At 71.3% G+C, this 18,852-nt stretch carries 15 protein-coding genes; 3 read left to right on the top strand and 12 right to left on the bottom strand.

The window, feature by feature from the left end; translation table 11 throughout:
• Positions 1–18 precede the first annotated feature (18 nt).
• Positions 19–762, top strand: coding sequence for a nucleotidyltransferase domain-containing protein (locus tag AQI95_RS33120; protein ID WP_067132571.1), 744 nt, complete (start codon positions 19–21; stop codon positions 760–762).
• Here the strand turns inward: AQI95_RS33120 and AQI95_RS33115 are convergent.
• From AQI95_RS33115 to AQI95_RS33070, 10 genes are all read right to left on the bottom strand, one after another.
• A complete protein-coding gene (locus AQI95_RS33115) occupies positions 688–1,431 on the bottom strand; it encodes a nucleotidyltransferase domain-containing protein (RefSeq protein ID WP_067132568.1) in 744 nt (247 codons plus the stop codon). The two genes, AQI95_RS33120 and AQI95_RS33115, sit on opposite strands and share 75 nt — an antisense overlap.
• A 199-nt stretch (positions 1,432–1,630) precedes the next feature.
• Positions 1,631–2,701 carry a pseudouridine synthase gene (locus AQI95_RS33110; protein ID WP_067132561.1) on the bottom strand — a complete coding sequence of 357 codons (1,071 nt, stop codon included), beginning with the start codon at positions 2,699–2,701 and terminating at the stop codon, positions 1,631–1,633.
• Positions 2,702–2,713: 12 nt separating this feature from the next.
• On the bottom strand, positions 2,714–3,364 hold the full coding sequence (gene scpB, locus AQI95_RS33105) for an SMC-Scp complex subunit ScpB (RefSeq protein WP_067132558.1): 651 nt from the start codon (positions 3,362–3,364) through the stop codon (positions 2,714–2,716).
• Positions 3,361–4,389 (bottom strand): segregation and condensation protein A, encoded by a 1,029-nt coding sequence (locus AQI95_RS33100; protein ID WP_067132555.1) that lies wholly within the window; start codon positions 4,387–4,389, stop codon positions 3,361–3,363. Before AQI95_RS33100 ends, scpB begins: the two co-directional genes overlap by 4 nt.
• 18 nt (positions 4,390–4,407) lie before the next feature.
• On the bottom strand, positions 4,408–4,959 hold the full coding sequence (locus AQI95_RS33095) for a hypothetical protein (protein ID WP_079071619.1): 552 nt from the start codon (positions 4,957–4,959) through the stop codon (positions 4,408–4,410).
• Complete coding sequence (locus tag AQI95_RS33090) at positions 4,944–6,077, bottom strand: ParA family protein (RefSeq protein WP_079071616.1); 1,134 nt, start codon at positions 6,075–6,077, stop codon at positions 4,944–4,946. Before AQI95_RS33090 ends, AQI95_RS33095 begins: the two co-directional genes overlap by 16 nt.
• Before the next feature lie 423 nt (positions 6,078–6,500).
• A complete protein-coding gene (ald, locus tag AQI95_RS33085) occupies positions 6,501–7,616 on the bottom strand; it encodes an alanine dehydrogenase (protein WP_159056622.1) in 1,116 nt (371 codons plus the stop codon).
• Between the two features lie 147 nt (positions 7,617–7,763).
• Positions 7,764–9,830: a tetratricopeptide repeat protein gene (locus tag AQI95_RS33080; RefSeq protein ID WP_067132543.1), complete on the bottom strand. Its 2,067-nt coding sequence runs from the start codon at positions 9,828–9,830 to the stop codon at positions 7,764–7,766.
• A gap of 164 nt (positions 9,831–9,994) precedes the next feature.
• Entirely contained in the window at positions 9,995–10,621 is a 627-nt protein-coding gene (locus AQI95_RS33075) for an NUDIX domain-containing protein (RefSeq protein ID WP_067132540.1), read from the bottom strand.
• A gap of 83 nt (positions 10,622–10,704) precedes the next feature.
• Positions 10,705–12,372, bottom strand: a complete 1,668-nt coding sequence (locus AQI95_RS33070; RefSeq protein WP_067132537.1) for a CTP synthase — start codon at positions 12,370–12,372, stop codon at positions 10,705–10,707.
• 568 nt (positions 12,373–12,940) lie between these two features.
• Here AQI95_RS33070 and AQI95_RS33065 point away from each other — a divergent pair.
• Positions 12,941–14,743, top strand: a complete 1,803-nt coding sequence (locus AQI95_RS33065; RefSeq protein ID WP_067132534.1) for a glycoside hydrolase family 15 protein — start codon at positions 12,941–12,943, stop codon at positions 14,741–14,743.
• On the opposite strand, the gene AQI95_RS33060 is transcribed toward AQI95_RS33065, so the two are convergent.
• The gene (locus AQI95_RS33060) at positions 14,731–15,066 is read right to left on the bottom strand and encodes a hypothetical protein (RefSeq protein ID WP_067132533.1); all 336 of its coding nucleotides are present in this window, start codon (positions 15,064–15,066) and stop codon (positions 14,731–14,733) included. The two genes, AQI95_RS33065 and AQI95_RS33060, sit on opposite strands and share 13 nt — an antisense overlap.
• Positions 15,067–15,149: 83 nt before the next feature.
• Positions 15,150–17,366, bottom strand: a complete 2,217-nt coding sequence (locus tag AQI95_RS33055; RefSeq protein WP_067132924.1) for an MMPL family transporter — start codon at positions 17,364–17,366, stop codon at positions 15,150–15,152.
• 272 nt (positions 17,367–17,638) lie between these two features.
• Here AQI95_RS33055 and AQI95_RS33050 point away from each other — a divergent pair, with 272 nt between their 5' ends.
• On the top strand, positions 17,639–18,838 hold the full coding sequence (locus AQI95_RS33050) for a sensor histidine kinase (protein WP_067132532.1): 1,200 nt from the start codon (positions 17,639–17,641) through the stop codon (positions 18,836–18,838).
• The last annotated feature ends 14 nt before the right edge of the window (positions 18,839–18,852 follow it).

Here is an 18,852-nt window from a genome sequence, read left to right as displayed (position 1 = left end):
TCCGCGTACGCTCCGGGCATGCAGCCCGAGACCCTGGTACGCGACCACACCGTCTACGCCTGCGTCATGGGTTCCCGGGCCTTCGGTCTGGCGACGGACACGAGCGACACCGACCGGCGGGGGGTGTTCCTCGCCCCCACGCCCCTGTTCTGGCGGTTCGAGAAGCCACCGACGCATGTCGAGGGGCCGGGCGAGGAGCAGTTCTCCTGGGAGCTGGAGCGGTTCTGCGAGCTGGCGCTGCGCGGCAATCCGAACATCCTGGAGTGCCTGCACTCCCCGCTGGTGGAGCACTTGGACGACGTCGGCCGGGAACTGCTGTCCCTGCGCGGCGCCTTCCTGTCCCGCCGGGCCTACGACACCTTCACCCGCTACGCCCTCGGCCAGCGCAGGAAGCTCGACGCCGACGTCCGTACGACGGGCGCACCGCGCTGGAAGCACGCCATGCATCTGCTGCGCCTGCTGATGAGCGCCCGCGATCTGCTGCGCACCGGGGAGCTGCGGATCGACGTGGGCGACCGGCGCGGGGCGCTGCTCGCGGTGAAGCGGGGCGAGGTCCCCTGGACCGAGGTCGAGGCGTGGATGGCCCGGCTGGGGGCGGAGACGGAGCAGGCCCTGCACGGCACCCCGCTCCCGGCCGAACCGGACCACACCCGGGTGGCCGACTTCCTGTACCGGGTACGCCGGGGCTCAGCCCTGCAGACGTACGCGTATCACGAAGTCGTTCAGGGCGTCGTGGGCGGTGGGGGCGTCGGGCAGGGCTGAGCCGGACTGGGCCTCGTCCAGCACGGCGTGCAGGCGCTCCACGTCGTCCCCCACGCGCGCGTGGGGGACATGGGCGGTGCCGTGCTCCCGCTCGGCCTTGGCGGCTATCAGCTCGGGCAGATAGCCGGGTGCGTCGATCTGCCCCAGGAGCGTGGGCAGATGGGCCTGGACCTCGCCGCTGCGCATGAGGTGGATGCCGGTGAGCAGCACCCGGAACGTGTAGAGCAGCGGCTTGAGTTCACCGGTCTTCTCGAACAGCCGCCACTGGGTCACCGCGAACCCCCGGTAGTGGTGGGCGTGGTGGCTGGTGAGGACGCCGGGGGCGAGCGCGGCCAGCTCCCGGTGGGTGTCGCCGGTGTGCACGACCAGCGGTGAGAGCAGCTGTTCCAGCACATAGCCGTTGCGGCGCAGCATCAGCCGGACGAACTTGCGCAGGTCGTGGGTGACGAGGTCCAGCTCGACGCCGTAGCGCACCCAGGCCCGCGAGCGGGTCTCCTGCGGCTCGTCGAGCCCGAGGAGTTCGGCCGCCGGGAGCAGATGGACGCCGCGCAGATCCACGTCCGAGTCCTGCGAGGGGAAGCCGTACAGATGGGCTCCGGAGACGGTCGCGAACAGCAGCGGGTCGGGCTGTTCGGCGACCACGGGCGCGAGGTCGAGGTCTTCGATCATGGTCCTAAGCGTCCCAGAGCGCCCCCGGGGCCAAAAGGTCGCCTCGGTACTCGATCCGCCCGGCGCAGGAGCACGCGGCGGCTCAGCGCTCCGGCGGCAACGCGCCCGGACATGACACCAGCCCTCCGTCGTCACATTGACGACAAAGGGCCGGTGATCAGCGCACGGCATGTCCCGGAAGGCGGCTCCCGGAAGCGTCCTAGAGGTCGACTTCCTTCATCAGCATCCCGACCTCGGTGTTGGACAGGCGGCGCAGCCAGCCCGACTTCTGGTCGCCGAGCGTGATGGGGCCGAAGGCGGTGCGGACCAGCTTTTCGACCGGGAACCCGGCCTCCGCCAGCATGCGCCGCACGATGTGCTTGCGGCCCTCGTGCAGGGTGACCTCGACCAGGTAGTTCTTGCCGGTCTGCTCGACGACGCGGAAGTGGTCCGCGCGCGCGTAGCCGTCCTCCAGCTGGATGCCGTCCTTCAGGCGCTTGCCGAGGTCGCGCGGGATCGGACCCACGATGGCGGCGAGGTAGGTCTTCTTCACGCCGTACTTCGGGTGGGTCAGCCGGTGCGCCAGCTCGCCGTGGTTGGTGAGCAGGATGACGCCCTCGGTCTCGGTGTCGAGCCGGCCGACGTGGAAGAGCCGGGTCTCGCGGTTGGTGACGTAGTCACCGAGGCACTGCCGCCCCTCGGGGTCCTCCATGGTGGAGACGACGCCGGCGGGCTTGTTCAGCGAGAAGAACTGGTACGACTGCGTCGCGACCGTCAGGCCGTCGACCTTGACCTCGTCCTTCTCCGGGTCGACCCGGCGGCCCTGCTCCAGCACGATCTCGCCGTTGATCTCGACGCGGGCCTGCTCGATCAGCTCCTCGCAGGCGCGCCGGGAGCCGTAGCCCGCGCGCGCGAGCACCTTCTGGAGCCGCTCGCCCTCCTGCTCGGCACCGGGGAAGGTCTTCGGCAGCTTGATGTCCTTCTTGCCGGCGTAGCGCTCCCGGTTGCGCTCCTCGACGCGCGTCTCGTACTCGCGCGAGCGGGCCGGGGCCGTACGGCCCTGCCCGCCGCCCTGCTGGGACTGCTTGGGGCCGCCCTTGGCGCCGCCGCGCGCCGCTCCGCCGCGGCCCGACTTGGGGCCGTCCTGGGAGGCGCCGGGGCCCACGTCGTAGCGGCGCTCCTCGGGGCGGGGCTTGCGGGGACGACCCTGCCCCTGCCGCTCGTCCCGGTTGTTGCCGGCGCCGCGGTGGTTACCGCGCCCGCCACTCTTGCCGCTGCCGCTGCTTCGCATCAAAGTTCCGTCTTAGTCGTCTGCGTCCTCTACGCCGGGCGCGTCGGGCGCGTCCGGGTCGAACGACGGGACCCCTTCCTGGGTCTCGGCCTCGATCGCCTCCGCCTCGGGGAGGAAGGGCGCCAGCTCGGGAAGCTCGTCCAGGCCGCGCAGGCCCATCCGCTCCAGGAAGTAGTTCGTCGTCCTGTACAGGATCGCACCTGTTTCGGGTTCCGTGCCCGCCTCCTCGACCAGACCGCGCTGGAGCAGGGTGCGCATCACACCGTCGCAGTTGACCCCGCGTACGGCGGAGACGCGGCTGCGACTGACCGGCTGGCGGTAGGCGACCACCGCGAGGGTCTCCAGTGCCGCCTGGGTGAGCCGGGCCGTCTGGCCGTCCAGGACGAGGCGCTCGACGGCCGGTGCGTAGGCGGCCCGGGTGTAGTACCGCCAGCCGCCGGCGACGAACCGCAGCTCGAAGCCGCGGCCCTGCACCGTGTACTCGTCGGCCAGCTCCCGCAGCGCGTCAGCGATCTGCCGCTTCGGCCGCTCCAGCAGCTTCGCCAGGCGCTCCTCGGTCGCGGGCTCGTCCACGACCATGAGCACCGCCTCCAGGGCGCCCTTGAGGTCGAGGTCGGCCACGGCCCGCAGCCCGGCCGGGACCTCGGCGGTCTCCTCGCTCATGCCTTCTTCTCCTCCTTGGGCTGCTCAGGCGGCCGGTCGAACTCGTCGGTGACCATCGGCGCCGCGTCCGTCTCCCCGCCGGTCCAGCGCACCAGCAGCTCCCCGAGCGCGTCCTCCTGCTCCAGGGCGACGGCCTTCTCGCGGTACAGCTCCAGCAGGGCGAGGAAGCGGGCCACGACGGTGAGCGTGTCGTCGGTGTCCTCGACCAGGGCCCGGAAGCTGGCCTCGCCCAGCTCCCTGAGCCGGGCGACCACGATCCCGGCCTGCTCCTGCACGCTGACCAGCGGGGCGTGGATGTGGTCGACGTAGACCTGCGGCCGGGGCTTGGGCTGCATCGCCTTGACCGCGAGCCTGGCGAACCCTTCGGGGCCGATGCTGATGACGACCTCGGGCAGCAGCTCGGCGTGGTGCGGTTCCAGGCCGACGGTACGGGGCCAGCGGCGGGCCTCCTCGTCGAGGCGCCGGTTGAAGATGTCCGCGATCTGCTTGTACGCGCGGTACTGCAGCAGCCGCGCGAACAGCAGGTCCCTCGCCTCCAGCAGCGCCAGGTCCGCCTCGTCCTCGACCTCGGCGGCGGGCAGCAGCCGGGCGGCCTTCAGATCGAGCAGCGTGGCCGCCACGACGAGGAACTCGGTCGTCTGATCCAGGTCCCAGTCGGGTCCCATGGCCCGGATGTGCGCCATGAACTCGTCCGTGACCTTCGACAGGGCGACCTCGGTGACGTCCAGCTTGTGCCTGGAGATCAGTTGGAGGAGGAGGTCGAAGGGGCCCTCGAAGTTCGAGAGGCGGACTTTGAAGATGCCGTCACGAGGCTCTTCGGGCAACGGCCCACCCGGCTCGGCCGGAACCCCGGCCTGTGCCACCGGCTCGGTCTTCGCGCCGGCCGGAGCCTCGGCCCCTGCCACCGGCTCGACCGGAACCTCGTCCTCGGCCACCGGCTCGACCGGCGCAGCCCCCGGCCCCCGCCCCAGCGCACGCCGACGTCCGGCACCGGCGCCAGGGAGGGAAACGTCGTTCGAGGTCATAGCCTTCGCAGGCTACCCCTACCGCCCTCGCAGCCGTCGTACGAGGATGCTCGCGTCCCCGCGGGACTCCAGGTCGGCCAGGACCACGGCCACCGCCTCGCGGACGATCCGTCCGCGGTCCACCGCCAGCCCGTGCTCGCCCCGGAGCACCAGGCGGGCGTGCTCCAGGTCCATCAGCTCCTCGGCGGAGACGTACACCGTGATCTTCTCGTCGTGCCGTTCACGCCCGCTGGGCCGCCGCGACGCCGCCCGTCCGCGCTTGCGCGGCTGCGCGGCCGCAGATGAACCTTCCTGCGTCGTCTGGCTCCGTGCCGGGCGGGTGCGGGACTCGCCGGCGTCGGCCTGGTCGGCCTCCGCCGCGACGTGCTCCGCGCCCTCTCCGTCACCGCCCTGGACCGGCACCGACTGCGGCGCGTCCTCGGCGGCGGCCGCGTCGTCGCTCTCCCCCGCGGGAGCCGGCACCCGGGCCTCACCGCCTGCCCCGCGCCGGGGACTCGACGGCTGAAGCGCCGTCCCCCCTGTCGTACGGAAGAGTTCGTCGGCCCCCGGCAGACTCACTCGGCGTGACACCGGGCGAGCACCTCCCTGGCGAGCTGGCGATAGGCGGCGGCGCCGACGGAGTTGGACGCGTACGTGGTGATCGGCTCACCGGCGACCGTGGTCTCCGGGAAGCGGACCGTGCGGCCGATGACCGTGTGGTAGACGTGGTCGTCGAACGCCTCGACCACACGGGCCAGGACCTCGCGGCTGTGGACCGTGCGCGAGTCGTACATCGTGGCGAGGATGCCGTCGAGTTCCAGCTCTGGGTTGAGCCGCTCCTGGACCTTCTCGATGGTCTCGGTCAGCAGGGCCACACCACGCAGCGCGAAGAACTCGCACTCCAGCGGCACGATCACCTTGTGAGCCGCCGTCAGGGCGTTGACGGTGAGCAGGCCGAGCGAGGGCTGACAGTCGATCACGATGTAGTCGTAGTCGGGCATCAGCGGCTTCAGGGCGCGCTGCAGCGTCGACTCGCGGGCGACCTCGGAGACCAGCTGGACCTCGGCGGCCGACAGGTCGATGTTGGAGGGCAGCAGGTCCATGTTGGGGACCGCCGTCTTCAGAAGGACCTCGTCCGCGGACATGCCCCGCTCCATGAGCAGGTTGTAGACCGTCAGATCGAGTTCCATCGGGTTGACGCCGAGACCCACCGACAGCGCGCCCTGCGGGTCGAAGTCCACGAGCAGCACGCGCCGGCCGTACTCCGCGAGCGCGGCACCCAGGTTGATGGTCGACGTCGTCTTGCCGACGCCGCCCTTCTGGTTGCACATCGCGATGATCTTCGCGGGGCCGTGGTCGGTCAGCGGGCCCGGGATCGGGAAGTACGGCAGCGGGCGTCCGGTCGGGCCGACGCGCTCGCGGCGCTGGCGGGCCGCGTCGGGCGCGAGCGTGGCCGCGTACTCCGGATCGGGCTCGTACTCGGCGTCGGGGTCGTAGAAGTGCCCCTGGGGCAGTTCGTCGTAGTCGGCGAATTGGTTGTGGGGCGCGCCACTTCCGTCGCCGGCCATGGCGTTCACGTGATGGCCATCCATGCTCTGGTGTGCTGTCCGGGCGGTCTGCGGACCCGGACTCTGGTGGGCTGCGAAGGTGCGCACAGCTACGGAGCCGACAGCCTCGAATCCCGCGGAGCCCTGGCTCCGTACCGGCATTCCTGGTTGACCACCCCCGGGAGAAAATGTCGACTCATTCACAAGTCGTCTTACCTCCTTGGTGACCAGGAAACTTCTAGACAAGGTCAGCGTGGCACCATGCCGACGGTTGGCGACTCTATGGCGTGTCGGCGGTCCGCAGCAACACAATCCGCCGGACCCGGCAGGATGTGTCGGCAATGAAACATCCCGCTGTCAAGGGCGTACGGCCGTCGCACAGCAGGTTTCACCGGTGTGCGAATCGGTCGAAGGGTTACGTTCGAGGCGAGTTGACCGAGAGCCGCAAAGTGACCATACACACATCCGGCCGGACCTTGTCGGGCAAGGTCCGGCCGGGCGCGCGGTGTTGACGATGCGTGTTGACGAATCGCCTTTTACCTGATGGTGACTTAGCGACCCACCAGGTCACAGGGTCGGTCGGGGTCAGCCGAGCAGGGTCTCCAGCTCGACGTGCTCCAGGCCGTGGGCCTCGGCGACCTCCTTGTAAGCGACCTTGCCGTCGTGGGTGTTGAGACCCTTGGCGAGCGAGGCGTCGCGGCGCAGCGCCTCGACCCAGCCGTTGTTGGCGAGGGAGACGATGTAGGGCATCGTCGCGTTGGTGAGGGCGTTGGTGGAGGTGTTGGGCACCGCGCCGGGCATGTTGGCGACGCAGTAGAAGACCGAGTTGTGCACCTTGAAGGTCGGCTCGGCGTGCGTCGTCGGGTGGGAGTCCTCGAAGCAGCCGCCCTGGTCGATCGCGATGTCGACAAGGACACTGCCGGGCTTCATGCGGGCCACCAGCTCGTTGGTGACCAGCTTCGGGGCCTTGGCGCCCGGGATGAGGACCGCGCCGATGACGAGGTCCGCCTCGAGGACGGCCTTCTCCAGCTCGAAGGAGTTGGACATGATCGCCTTGACCTTCGTGCCGAAGATCTTGTCGGCCTCGCGCAGCTTGTTGATGTCGCGGTCGAGCAGGGTCACCTCGAAGCCCATGCCGACGGCGACCTGGGTGGCGTTCCAGCCGGAGACGCCGCCGCCGATGACCACGCACTTGGCCGGGGTCACGCCCGGGACGCCGCCCGGCAGCACGCCACGGCCGCCGGCCGCGCGCATCAGGTGGTAGGCGCCGACCTGCGGGGCGAGGCGGCCCGCGACCTCGGACATCGGGGCGAGCAGCGGCAGCGCGCGGTTCGGCAGCTCGACGGTCTCGTAGGCGATGGCCGTGGTGCCGGACTCGATGAGCGCGTCCGTGCACTCCTTGGAGGCGGCCAGGTGCAGGTAGGTGAAGAGGATCTGGTCCTTGCGGAGGCGGTGGTACTCCTCCGCGATGGGCTCCTTGACCTTCAGCAGCAGGTCGGCGGTGGCCCAGACCTCGTCGGCGGTGTCCAGGATCTGGGCACCGGCGGCCACGTACTCGTCGTCCGTGATCGAGGAGCCGACGCCGGCGGCCCGCTCGATGACGACCTGGTGGCCGTTGCGCACCAGCTCGTGCACACCGGCGGGGGTGATGGCCACCCGGAACTCGTTGTTCTTGACCTCGCGGGGGATGCCGACCTTCACGTCGATCACGGTCCTTGGCTCAGAGGGTATGGGGGGTGCATTACATGACATACCCAGGCATGCAGAGCACACCGGGAGACACCGCAGGAGAACGTGCGGCAGAGCCAGTCTAATGAAGGTGTTCCGAGTGTCTAGCCTTTCATTGCATCAATCTTCACTCGATGTACTACGGATTTCGCAGGCATTCGCGTCCTGTTTGGGGCTTGCGTCGTCCTTCGGGGCCTCCTGGTCCAGCATGCGCTCGGCCGCACTGCGGTGCAGACGGGCGGCGGCGGGGTCACCGAGGCGCTCCAGCGTGTCGGCCAGCCTGAGCTGCAGCGCGGCCTGCAGCCGGACGTCGTCGGCGCGCCGCGCCCACTCCACCGCGTCCTGGCACGTGTGCAGCGACTCCGCGAACCGTCCCGCGTACTCCTGCACCCGGGCCAGCTCGCTCAACGCCCGCGCACGGGCGGCGACATCGCCGCTCCTGCGGTAACCGGCGACGGCGGCCCGCCAGTTCCTGAGGCCCTCGCCGTAACGGCCCGCATAGGTGTGGGCGGTGGCGATCCGGCCGTAGAGCCGGGCGGCCGGCTCGCGCTCGCCCCGGGCCAGCCGCTCGGCCAGGGCCCGGCCGAACCAGTCGGCGGCCCGGTCGTGGTCGCCCAGCTCCTGATACGCGCCACCTACGGATTCCATTGCGCGACCGGCTGCATACGGGTCATTTGCTCTGCGTCCGGCCTCCAAAGCCAATCGATATCGTGCCAGCGCGTCCTGTGTACGGCCGGTCTGCGCGTCCACGTCGCCCAGGTTGAGCAGGGCCGCGGCCTCCTCCCGGGGCAGGCCCCGCCGCCTCGCGACATCGAGGACCAGGCTGTGCACGTCGTACAGGTCGGGGGCCGCGGCCTGTGTGCCCTCGTGCGCCACCATGGCCCTGACCAGCTGGGACATCAGCCGGCGGGCGAGCGTGTCCAGCTCGCCGTCGGCGACCGCGAGCCGGGCGGACGCCAGCAGCGCGGGCCGCCGGATGCGCAGCCAGTCGGCGGCCGCCCGGGGGCTCGGGAAGCGCACCTCGCGGGGCATCGCGTTCAGCTTCTCCCGGGCCTGCTGGTTGTCCGTCTCGGTGATCGCCCGGCAGGACTGCAGCAGCCGTACGGTCCGCTCCAGCATCCGGGCCCGGGCCAGCTGCAGCTCACCGGGCCGCTCCTGGCTGTCGGCGCAGGCGCGCAGCAGCGGGTGCAGACAGCCGGGGACGTCGTACTGGGGCAGTGGGGAGTCCACCGCGCGCAGCAGGCCGAGGGCGACGAACTCGTCCAGGGCGGCGCGGGCGGCGCTCACCGAGCAGCCGGCGAGGGACGAGGCGGTGTGCGGGTCGATCAGGCCGGCGGGAGCGAGCGGGAGCAGGCGCAGGATCCGGGCGGCGAGGACGGGCAGCTCGTCGTGGGTATGGCGGAAGATGCGGGCGAGCGGGGTGGGGTCCGTGCCGTCGTCCGCGACGGTGCGCAGCCGCTTGGCGAGATCGGAGACGGCGGCCTGGGGGCGGGCGGCGAGCCAGCCGCCGGCCAGGACGAGCGCGGCCGGGTGGCCGTGGCAGGCCTCGACCAGACTCTCGGCGGCGCGCGGGTCGACCGTGATGCGCACCGCGCCGGTGAAGCGGGTCAGCAGTTCCACCGCCGACTTGGTGTCCAGGCCGCCCAGGGTGCAGGGGCGGACGTCCGCGATACCGGTGAGCGGGCCCGAGGAGACGGCCACCACCAGGCAGTCCGGGGCATCCGGCAGCAGCGCGTCGACCTGCTCGGCGCCGGCCGCGTCGTCCAGCAGCAGCAGCGTGCGCCGGTCGGCGAGGGCGGCGCGCACCGCCTCGGTCAGCTCGTCCTCGGCGGCGCCGGCCGGGGCCGGCAGCTCCAGCGCGGCGAGCAGCTCACGCGCGGCGCGCCCGACCGGGACGGGGGTGCCGTCGGGCTCGCTGAGCCGGACCCGCAGGACCCCGTCGGGGTAGCGGTCCTCGACCTGGCGCACGAGTTCCTCGGCGAGGGCGGTCCGCCCTGAGCCGGGACGGCCCGCGATGAGCAGCACACGCGCGCGTGGCGCCTTGCGGCCGGAGAGGGTGTCCAGACCCGCGCGCTCGATGTCGGCGCGCAGCTCCTTCAACTCCCGCGTACGGCCCAGGAATTGGTCATCCGGGCCCTCGTGTGCCGGTAGCCGTACCCCGCCTGTGTCCACCACCTGATCCGTCACGGGCCACACTCCCGTCCCACCGCACGCGCAAGCCCGCCGGATCTTCCGCTACGGGCGTCCAAGAGCCTAGTTCACGCTCTGCGACGTGCCGTGAGGAGCACGGCGGACGAATCCCCTGATCGGATCAGGCGATCGTCACACCAGTACGCCGAACGGGTGCGTTCTCAGGACGCGAAGGGGCGGGCCGGCCAGGGGGCGTCGGCGGGGCGCAGCGCGTCGAGGCCGTCGCCGCCGCGCGCGGCCACCAGGGACAGGACGCCGACGACCAGGCAGTTGTTGTGCACATCACCGGCCAGGACCCGGCGCACCAGCTCCTCGACCGGCACACGCGCGTACTGCATGTCGGTCTCCTCGTGCTCCGCCGCGAACCGCTCCCCCTCGGCCTCGGACAGACCCCGGGCGAGGAAGATCCGTACGGCCTCGTCGCAGCCGCCGGGCGTGGTGTAGACGTCGGTCAGCACCCGCCACTGCTCGGCCTTGACGTGCGCCTCCTCGTACAGCTCGCGCTGGGCGGCGTGCAGCGGGTTCTCACCGGGGATGTCGAGCAGACCGGCCGGGATCTCCCAGAGCTTCTGCCGCACCGGGTGGCGGTACTGCTTGATGAGCAGGACCCGGTCCTCCTCGTCCAGGGCGAGGACGGCGACCGAGCCGGGGTGGACCTGGTAGTCGCGGCGGGCCACCGAGCCGTCGGGCATGACCACCTCGTCCGTGCGGACGGAGGTCTTGTTGCCCACGAAGGGGGTCTCCGTCGCCCGGATCTCCCACTCCTCGGGGTTGTCCTTGATCGTCATGCCCTGTCCCTCCACACGTGCACCGGCGGCCGGGGCGCGATGCTCCCGCATCCGCGCGCCCCGGCCACCGTACAGCTCTTGTACTACTTCGCGATCTTCCGCTCGACGGCGGCCTTCACCAGGCCGGCGAACAGCGGGTGCGGACGCGTCGGCCGCGAGCGCAGCTCGGGGTGCGCCTGCGTGGCGACGAGGTAGGGGTGGACCTCACGCGGGTACTCCACGTACTCCACGAGCTTGCCGTCCGGCGAGGTGCCCGAGAAGCGGATGCCGGCCTTCTTCTCCAGCTCGGCGCGGTAGGCGTTGTTGACCTCGTAGCGGTGGCGGTGGCGCTCCTCGACGTACTCCTTGCCGTCGTAGACCTCGCGCACGATGGAGCCCTCGGCCAGCTTCGCCGGGTACATGCCGAGCCGCATGGTGCCGCCCATGTCGCCCTCACCGGCGACGATGTCCATCTGCTCGGCCATGGTGGAGATCACCGGATGGGCGGTCGCCGGGTCGAACTCGGTGGAGTTGGCGTCCGGGACGTCGGCCAGGTTCCGCGCGGCCTCGACCACGATGCACTGCAGGCCCAGGCAGAGGCCGAGCAGCGGGATCTTGTTCTCGCGGGCGTACTTGATCGCGCCGACCTTGCCGAGCACACCGCGGTCGCCGAAGCCGCCCGGGATGCAGATGCCGTCGACGTCGCCGAGCGCCGCCTTGGCGCCCGCCGCGGTCTTGCAGTCGTCCGAGGTGACCCACTTGATCTTCACGCGGGCCTTGTTGGCGAAGCCGCCCGCACGCATCGCCTCGGTGACCGAGAGATAGGCGTCGGGCAGGTCGATGTACTTGCCGACCAGCGCGAGGGTGATCTCGTGGTCGGGGTTGTGGACGCGGTCGAGCAGGTCGTCCCAGGTCGTCCAGTCGACGTCGCGGAAGGGCAGGTCGAGCTTGCGCACCACGTAGGCGTCCAGGCCCTCGGTGTGCACGACCTTCGGGATGTCGTAGATCGAGCGGGCGTCGGGGCAGGCGACGACGGCGGCCTCGTCGACGTCGCACATCAGCGAGATCTTCCGCTTGATCGCGGTCGGGACCTCGCGGTCGCAGCGCAGCACGATCGCGTCGGGCTGGATGCCGATGTTGCGCAGGGCGGCGACGGAGTGCTGGGTCGGCTTGGTCTTCAGCTCGCCGGAGGGGCCGATGTACGGCAGGAGCGAGATGTGGACGACGAAGACGTTGTCCCGGCCGACCTCGTGGCGCACCTGGCGGACGGTCTCCAGGAACGGCAGCGACTCGATGTCGCCGACCGTGCCGCCGACCTCGGTGATGACGACGTCCACCTCGTCCGTCGCCATGCGCCGGATGCGGTGCTTGATCTCGTTGGTGATGTGCGGGATGACCTGCACGGTGTCGCCCAGGTACTCGCCGCGCCGCTCCTTGGCGATCACGGTCGAGTACACCTGGCCTGTGGTGACATTGGCACTGCCGTCCAAGTCACGGTCGAGGAAGCGCTCGTAGTGTCCGATGTCCAGATCGGTCTCGGCGCCGTCGTTGGTGACGAAGACCTCACCGTGCTGGAAGGGGTTCATCGTGCCCGGATCGACGTTGAGGTACGGATCCAGCTTCTGCATCACGACGCGCAGGCCGCGGGCCTTGAGCAGCATGCCCAGGCTGGAGGCGGTCAGGCCCTTGCCGAGCGAGGAGGCGACGCCCCCGGTGACGAAGATGTGCTTGGTCGTCGTGGCTGTGCTCGATCGAAAAGCACTGGGCGGCATGGCCAAGAGGGGGCTCCCGTGGTCGCTGTCTGTGATGCGGTGCGGCTGCCCGCCCGGAGGGCTCCGGGGGTGCCGTCGCTGCGGTTCGGGGGTTTCACGCCCACCGGTCCACGGGCTACCAGGGTATCAGCGCCTGGAGGGGATGGCTTCCGGCCACGCTCCGTACTCGTCCGGGCACGGAGTCCGGGCGGAGCCGGACACCGGATCCGGGCAGAGAACGGCTCGCCTCATGTGTCACCACAGGCACGCACAGGTCACACGGATATCACCCGCTGCTCACCCGTTCGGCCTACACGGGTTGCCCGGAGCGGCACGCAGATCATCTACGTGCGTCGTATCCTGCTCGGACATTCGCTGCCGTGCCCGGCCGGAACGAGGGCACACCCCCGCCTGCATCACCCGGAACAACGAGAGCGCGGCAGTTCGTTGAGCAAAGACTGTCGTTTTGCCTCAGGACTCGGCGGGCTGCTTTGCTTCACCGCTCAACGACGCACAACAACGACCCCTTGACCGCACTAGCGACAGCCCCCTGCGCGGGGGTGACGTGGCCGTTCGACTGGAGTTGCACGTGGCCGGGCGCATCGAAGACTACGCACTCATCGGAGACATGCAGACCGCCGCACTGGTCTGCCGGGACGGCACAGTGGACTGGCTGTGCCTGCCCCGCTTCGACTCGCATGCCATCTTCGCCGGGCTGCTGGGCTCCGAGGAACACGGCTTCTGGCGGCTCGGCCCGGCCCACGCGGCCGACGCCCAGCCGCCGACGGCCGCCCGGCGCGGCTACCGCGGCGACTCGCTGGTCCTGGAGTCGGAGTGGGACACCCCGCGCGGCACGGTCCGCGTGACCGACTTCATGCCCCCGCGCGAGGGCGCGCCGCAGCTGATCCGGATCGTGGAGGGCGTCACCGGCCGGGTGCCGATGCGCTCGGCCCTGCGGATGCGGTTCTCCTACGGCCGGGTCGTGCCCTGGGTGCACAAGCACGAGGGCCGCACGGTGGCCGTCGCCGGGCCGGACTCGGTGTGGTTCGACACCGAGGCGGAGACCTACGGAAAGTCGCTGACGACGTACGCCGACTTCACGGTCGCCCCCGGCGACCGGATCGCCTTCACCATCTCGTGGCAGCCCTCGCACAAGGAGCCGCCGGCGCTGCCGGAGCCGGAGGCCTCGCTGGAGGCGACGGAGGACTTCTGGCGCGAGTGGGTCGAGCACTGCACGTACCACGGGCCGTACCGGGAGGCCGTGGTCCGCTCGCTGATCACCCTCAAGGCCCTCACCTACGCCCCCACCGGCGGCATCGTCGCCGCCCCGACGACCTCCCTGCCGGAGGACATCGGCGGGGTGCGCAACTGGGACTACCGCTACACCTGGCTGCGCGACGCCGCGATCACCCTGTCGTCCCTGCTGCGCACCGGCTACCGCGAGGAGGCCCGCGCCTGGCGCGAGTGGCTGCTGCGCGCGGTCGCCGGCGACCCGGAGAACCTGCAGATCATGTACGGCATCGCCGGCGAGCGCGAGCTGGGCGAGGCCGAGCTGGACTGGCTGCCCGGCTACGAGAACTCCGCCCCGGTCCGGGTCGGCAACGGCGCCGCCCACCAGCTCCAGCTCGACGTCTACGGCGAGGTCACCGAGGCCCTGCACCTGGCCCACATGACGGGCCTGGCCCGCAACGACTACGCCTCCCTGCTCCAGCTCAAGCTCATCCGCTACCTCGAGGACCACTGGCAGGAGCCGGACGAGGGCATCTGGGAGGTGCGCGGCCCGCGCCGGCACTTCGTCCACTCCAAGGTGATGGCCTGGGTCGCCGTGGACCGCACCATCAAGCTCATCGAGTCCGGAGACGCCGACGGCCCGCTGGAGCGCTGGAAGGAACTGCGCGACGACATCCACCGGGACGTCTGCGAGAAGGGCTACGACAAGGAGCGCAACACCTTCACCCAGTCCTACGGCTCCCAGGAGCTGGACGCCTCGCTCCTGCTGATTCCGCAGATGGGCTTCCTGCCGCCGGACGACAAGCGTGTCATCGGCACGATCGAGGCGATCCAGCGCGAGCTGTCCACCCCGGACGGGTTCATCCTGCGCTACCCGACCTCGGGCGGCGACGAGGGCGTCGACGGCCTGCCGGGCGACGAGGGCGCGTTCCTGGCCTGCTCCTTCTGGATGGCGGACGACCTGGCGATGATCGGCCGGGTGGACGAGGCCCGCAAGCTGTTCGAGAAGCTCCTCGCGCTGCGCAACGACCTCGGTCTGCTCGCCGAGGAGTGGGACCCGCGGCTGCAGCGCCAGGTCGGCAACTTCCCGCAGGCCTTCAGCCACGTGCCGCTGATCGACACGGCCCTGCGCCTGACGGCTTCGGGGGCTTACGGCGGCTGAGCCCGCGGGGTCGGCCGCTGTCGCGGGCACGCCTCGTCCGTCTTCACGACACGTACGGTGACCAGAGTGGTCAGGCTGTGGCGCGCGGGCGCCGGCCGCTGTGAGCACACCGTCCAGTTCGTGCTCAGCAGCGGGACGCGGTGGCGGCCGAGCGCGCCCTCGGCGGCGATCTGACGGAACCCCGCGCTTCGGGCCGCCAGTTGCGCCCCGCGCAGGGTCATCCCGCGCAGGTCGGGAAGCCCGGCCGTCTGCTGCCGGGCATGCCGCGACAGGAGCAGCAGGGCGACGACCGCCGCGACGACGAGGACCGGGCCTTTGCGCATGGATTCCCTCCCGGGGGTTCGTCGGGGTTTCGTGGCCCCTTGCGGCGATGCGCCCGCACACGCGTGCGGGCGCATCGATCGGCTCAGCGAACGCCGGTGACCCCGGCTTCCGTCACCACGGGTTCGCGGGCCGCGGGTGCGGCGGGGGCGAGTCCCTCGCCCTCGACGTCGACATGGGGCAGCCTGCGGTCGATCCAGCCGGGAAGTGTCCAGGCGCGAGTGCCGAGCAGGGCGAGGACGGCGGGGACGATCGTCATACGGACGACGAAGGCGTCGAAGACGACGGCGGCGGCCAGACCGAGACCGAGCGACTTGAGCATGGCGTCGTCGCCGGTCATGAAACCGGCGAAGACGCCGGTCATGATGAGCGCGGCGGCGGTGACGACCCTGGCGCTGTGCCGGAACCCCTCGGTGATCGCCTCGCGGGGGCCGGCGCCGTGGACGTAAGCCTCGCGGATGCGGGTGACGAGGAAGACCTGGTAGTCCATGGCGAGGCCGAAGACGATGCCGACCGTGAAGATCGGCACGAGGCTCATGATCGGCCCCGTGGTCTGCACGCCGAGCAGGCCCTTGAACCAGCCCCACTGGAAGACCGCCACCATGGCCCCGAAGGCGGCCAGTACGGACAGCAGAAAGCCGAGCGCCGCCTTGAGCGGTACGAGGACGGAGCGGAAGACGAGCATCAGGACGAGGAAGGCCAGGCCGACGACGACCAGCAGGTAGGGGACGATCGCGTTGCCGAACTTCTGGGCGATGTCGATGTTCATCGCGGTGGCGCCGGTCACCAGGCTTTCGGCGCCGGTGGCGGCGCGGGTGTCCGCGGCCCGGGCGCGGATGTCGCGGACGAGGTCCTTGGTCGCACCGCTCGCGGGCGCGCTCTTGGGGACGACGGTGACCATCGCCGTGTCACCGGCCGGGTTGTACGTGGCCGGGGCGACGGTGGCCACGTCCTTCATTCCGGTGATGCCGGCGGTGAGTTCGCCGACGGCTTGCTCGGCCACCGCCGGGTCGGTGTCGCTGACGACGACGGTGAGCGGTCCGTTGAAGCCGGGGCCGAACGACTGGGCGAGCATGTCGTAGGCCTTGCGCTCGGTGCTGGAGGTGGGCTTGGACCCGTCGTCGGGCAGACCCAGTTGGATCTTGGCGGTGGGCAGGGCCATCACGACCAGGCCCGCGACCGAGACGAGCAGGACCTTCCACGGCCGACGCAGGACGAAGGCCGCCCAGCGCTCTCCACGAGGCGGCTTCGCGCTCGTGCGCGGGGTGCCGGCGGTCCGCTTGCGACCGGCACGGCCGAGGGCTCGTTCGGGTGCGAAGGCGAGCAGCGCGGGGACCAGGGTGACGGCGACCAGGACGGCCACGACGACGGCACCGGCGGCGCCCAGGCCCATGGCGGTGAGGACGGGCAGGTCGACCACGCCCAGGCCGACCAGGGCGATGACGACGGTCAGCCCGGCGAAGACCACGGCGGAGCCCGCGGTGCCGTTGGCGCGTGCGGCGGCCTCTCGGGCGTCGTGGCCGGCCGCTCGTTCGGAGCGGTAGCGCGAGACGATGAACAGGGCGTAGTCGATGCCCACCGCGATGCCGAGCATGGACGCCAGGCCCGCGGTGCTGCTGTTGAGGTCGAAGGCGCTGGTCAGCGCGGTCACGGCGAGGAGGGTGGTGCCGACGCCGACCAGGGCGGTCACGAGCGGCATGCCGGCCGCGGCGAAGGAGCCGAAGGTGACGACAAGGATCACCGCGGCGAGCACGAACCCGATCGCCTCGGAGGAGCCGGCGGACTTCGCGGGCGCCAGTGCGCTGCCGGACGCCTCGACGGTCAGCCCCTGGTCGCGTGCCGCGCCGAGGGCGTCGTCCAGGTGCCGGTGGTCCGCGTCGGTCAGTTCGGCCGCCTTGGCCGCGTAGGTGACCTGGACGTAGCCGGTGCCGCGGTCGGCGCTGATGGTCTTGGCGGCGAAGGGATCGGTGACCGAGGCGACGCGCGACGAGGAGTGCCGCAACCCCTTCACCAGCGCGGTGACCTCGGCCCGGGGGCCGCCGCCGGTCAGCTTCTCCCCGTGGGGCGCCCTGATGACGACGCGGGCGCTCGCCCCGGCGGCGTTGGCGGCGGGGAACTTCTCGCCGAGCAGGTCGTAGGCCTTCTGTGCCTCGATGCCGGGCAGGGTGATGGTCGAGTTGCCGCTGCCGCTGCTGTTGGCCGCGGCGATGCCCACGACGCCCAGCACGACCGCCCAGAGCAGCAGGACCAGCCGACGGCGGGTGAAGGCGCCCCGGCCGAGCCGGTGCAGGAATGTAGCCATGAGGAAGACAAGCTCCGAAACGTCGACACGTGCGATGAGGGAGGGGAAGGAGCGCATGCATCGGCGAGGTACGGGGGCGGCGCCTGCTCGCGCGGACCCCGTCGCCGTCGACGGGGTCTCGGGGCACCGGCGCCGGGGGAACGCCGATGCCCCGCACCCATGCTGCGTCGACCCGCGCGGCGGCCGCGTCAGACGTGGGTATGGGCTGGGCCGCGCCGTGTCGGTCATCCGGCCGACACCGCGGGGCCAGGCCGCTTTCTACGCTGGCCGGCGTGGACTGGAAGCTTCCGTTTTCGCCGGGGGTACGGCGCCTCATCTCCGCCGCCGCAGTGCTGGCCCTGGTCCTGACCTGGGTGGCCGACCTCGCCGTACTGCGCCAACCCGTGCCTTCGAACGCGCCCACCCGCTGGCTGCCGGTCTTCGTCACCGGTCCGCTGGCCGTGCTGGCGCTGCCCGACACCCGCTGGACGCCCTCGCTCACGATCCGGTCGGTGAGCGTCGCGGTCATGTCCATCGCGCTGACCGGCGTGTGCCTGTTCGTGTCGCCGGACACGACGGACTGGGGCTTCCTGGAGACCCTCGCACTGCTGTTCCTGATCGTCCGGGTGCTCGCCGAGGCGCAGCCCACGCACACCGCGGCATGGACCGGTGCCGTCCTGGCCGCCGGTGTGCTGATGCTGCCGCTGCGCTTTCGTACGCTGTCCTCCTTCGTGGGCGGCGGCTACGTGCTGACGGTCGCGCTCGCGCTGTGCGTCCTCATCGGCTGCTCCCTGCGCGCGCTGGAGGCCCGCAGACAGCGCGCCGTCCAAGACGTCCGGTACGCCGAACGCCTTGCGCTGGCCCGGGATCTGCACGACCTCATCGCCCACCACATGACGGGCATGATCGTGCAGGCCAACGCGGCCCGGACGGTCTGCGCGACGGCGCCCGAGAAGGTCGATCCGGCCCTGGCGGCCATCGCCCGGTCCGGCACGGAGACCCTGGAGTCGATGCGGCGCCTGGTGCGGGTGCTGCGCGAGGAGAGCCACACGGCCCTGCGCCCGGTGGACCTGCTCTCCGAACTCGGGGACCTCGTCGCCGAGTTCTCGCGGCGGCAGCCCGACGCGCCCGCGGCACGGCTGGAAGCCTCCGCGGCGGCCCGTACGAGCAGATTCAGCCCGGAGGTCGAGACGTCGGTGTACCGGGTGGTCCAGGAGGCCCTCACCAACGTGCATCGACACGCTCCGGGCGGGCGGGTGGTCGTGCGGTTGGACGCGGATCCGGAGTGGCTCCACGTCACGGTGACCAACAGCGGGGCGCAGCGGCGTACCGGCAGCCCGGCGGGGGGCCGGAGCGGGCTCGGTCTGATCGGGCTGCGGGAACGTGTCGAGGCGCTCGACGGGACGTTCTCGTCCGGTGCGACGGCAGCAGGCCAGTGGGAGGTCCGGGCGAGTGTGCCCCGCTCCCCCGCGGGCGCCCCTCCGGTCCCCTGACGCACGGCGGCGCC

The sequence above is a fragment of the Streptomyces yokosukanensis genome (assembly GCF_001514035.1).
In the GTDB taxonomy this organism is placed as follows: Bacteria; Actinomycetota; Actinomycetes; order Streptomycetales; family Streptomycetaceae; genus Streptomyces; species Streptomyces yokosukanensis.
The sequence above is the reverse complement of the archived record's forward strand: the minus strand, read 5'-3'. Positions and strand labels throughout refer to the sequence as shown.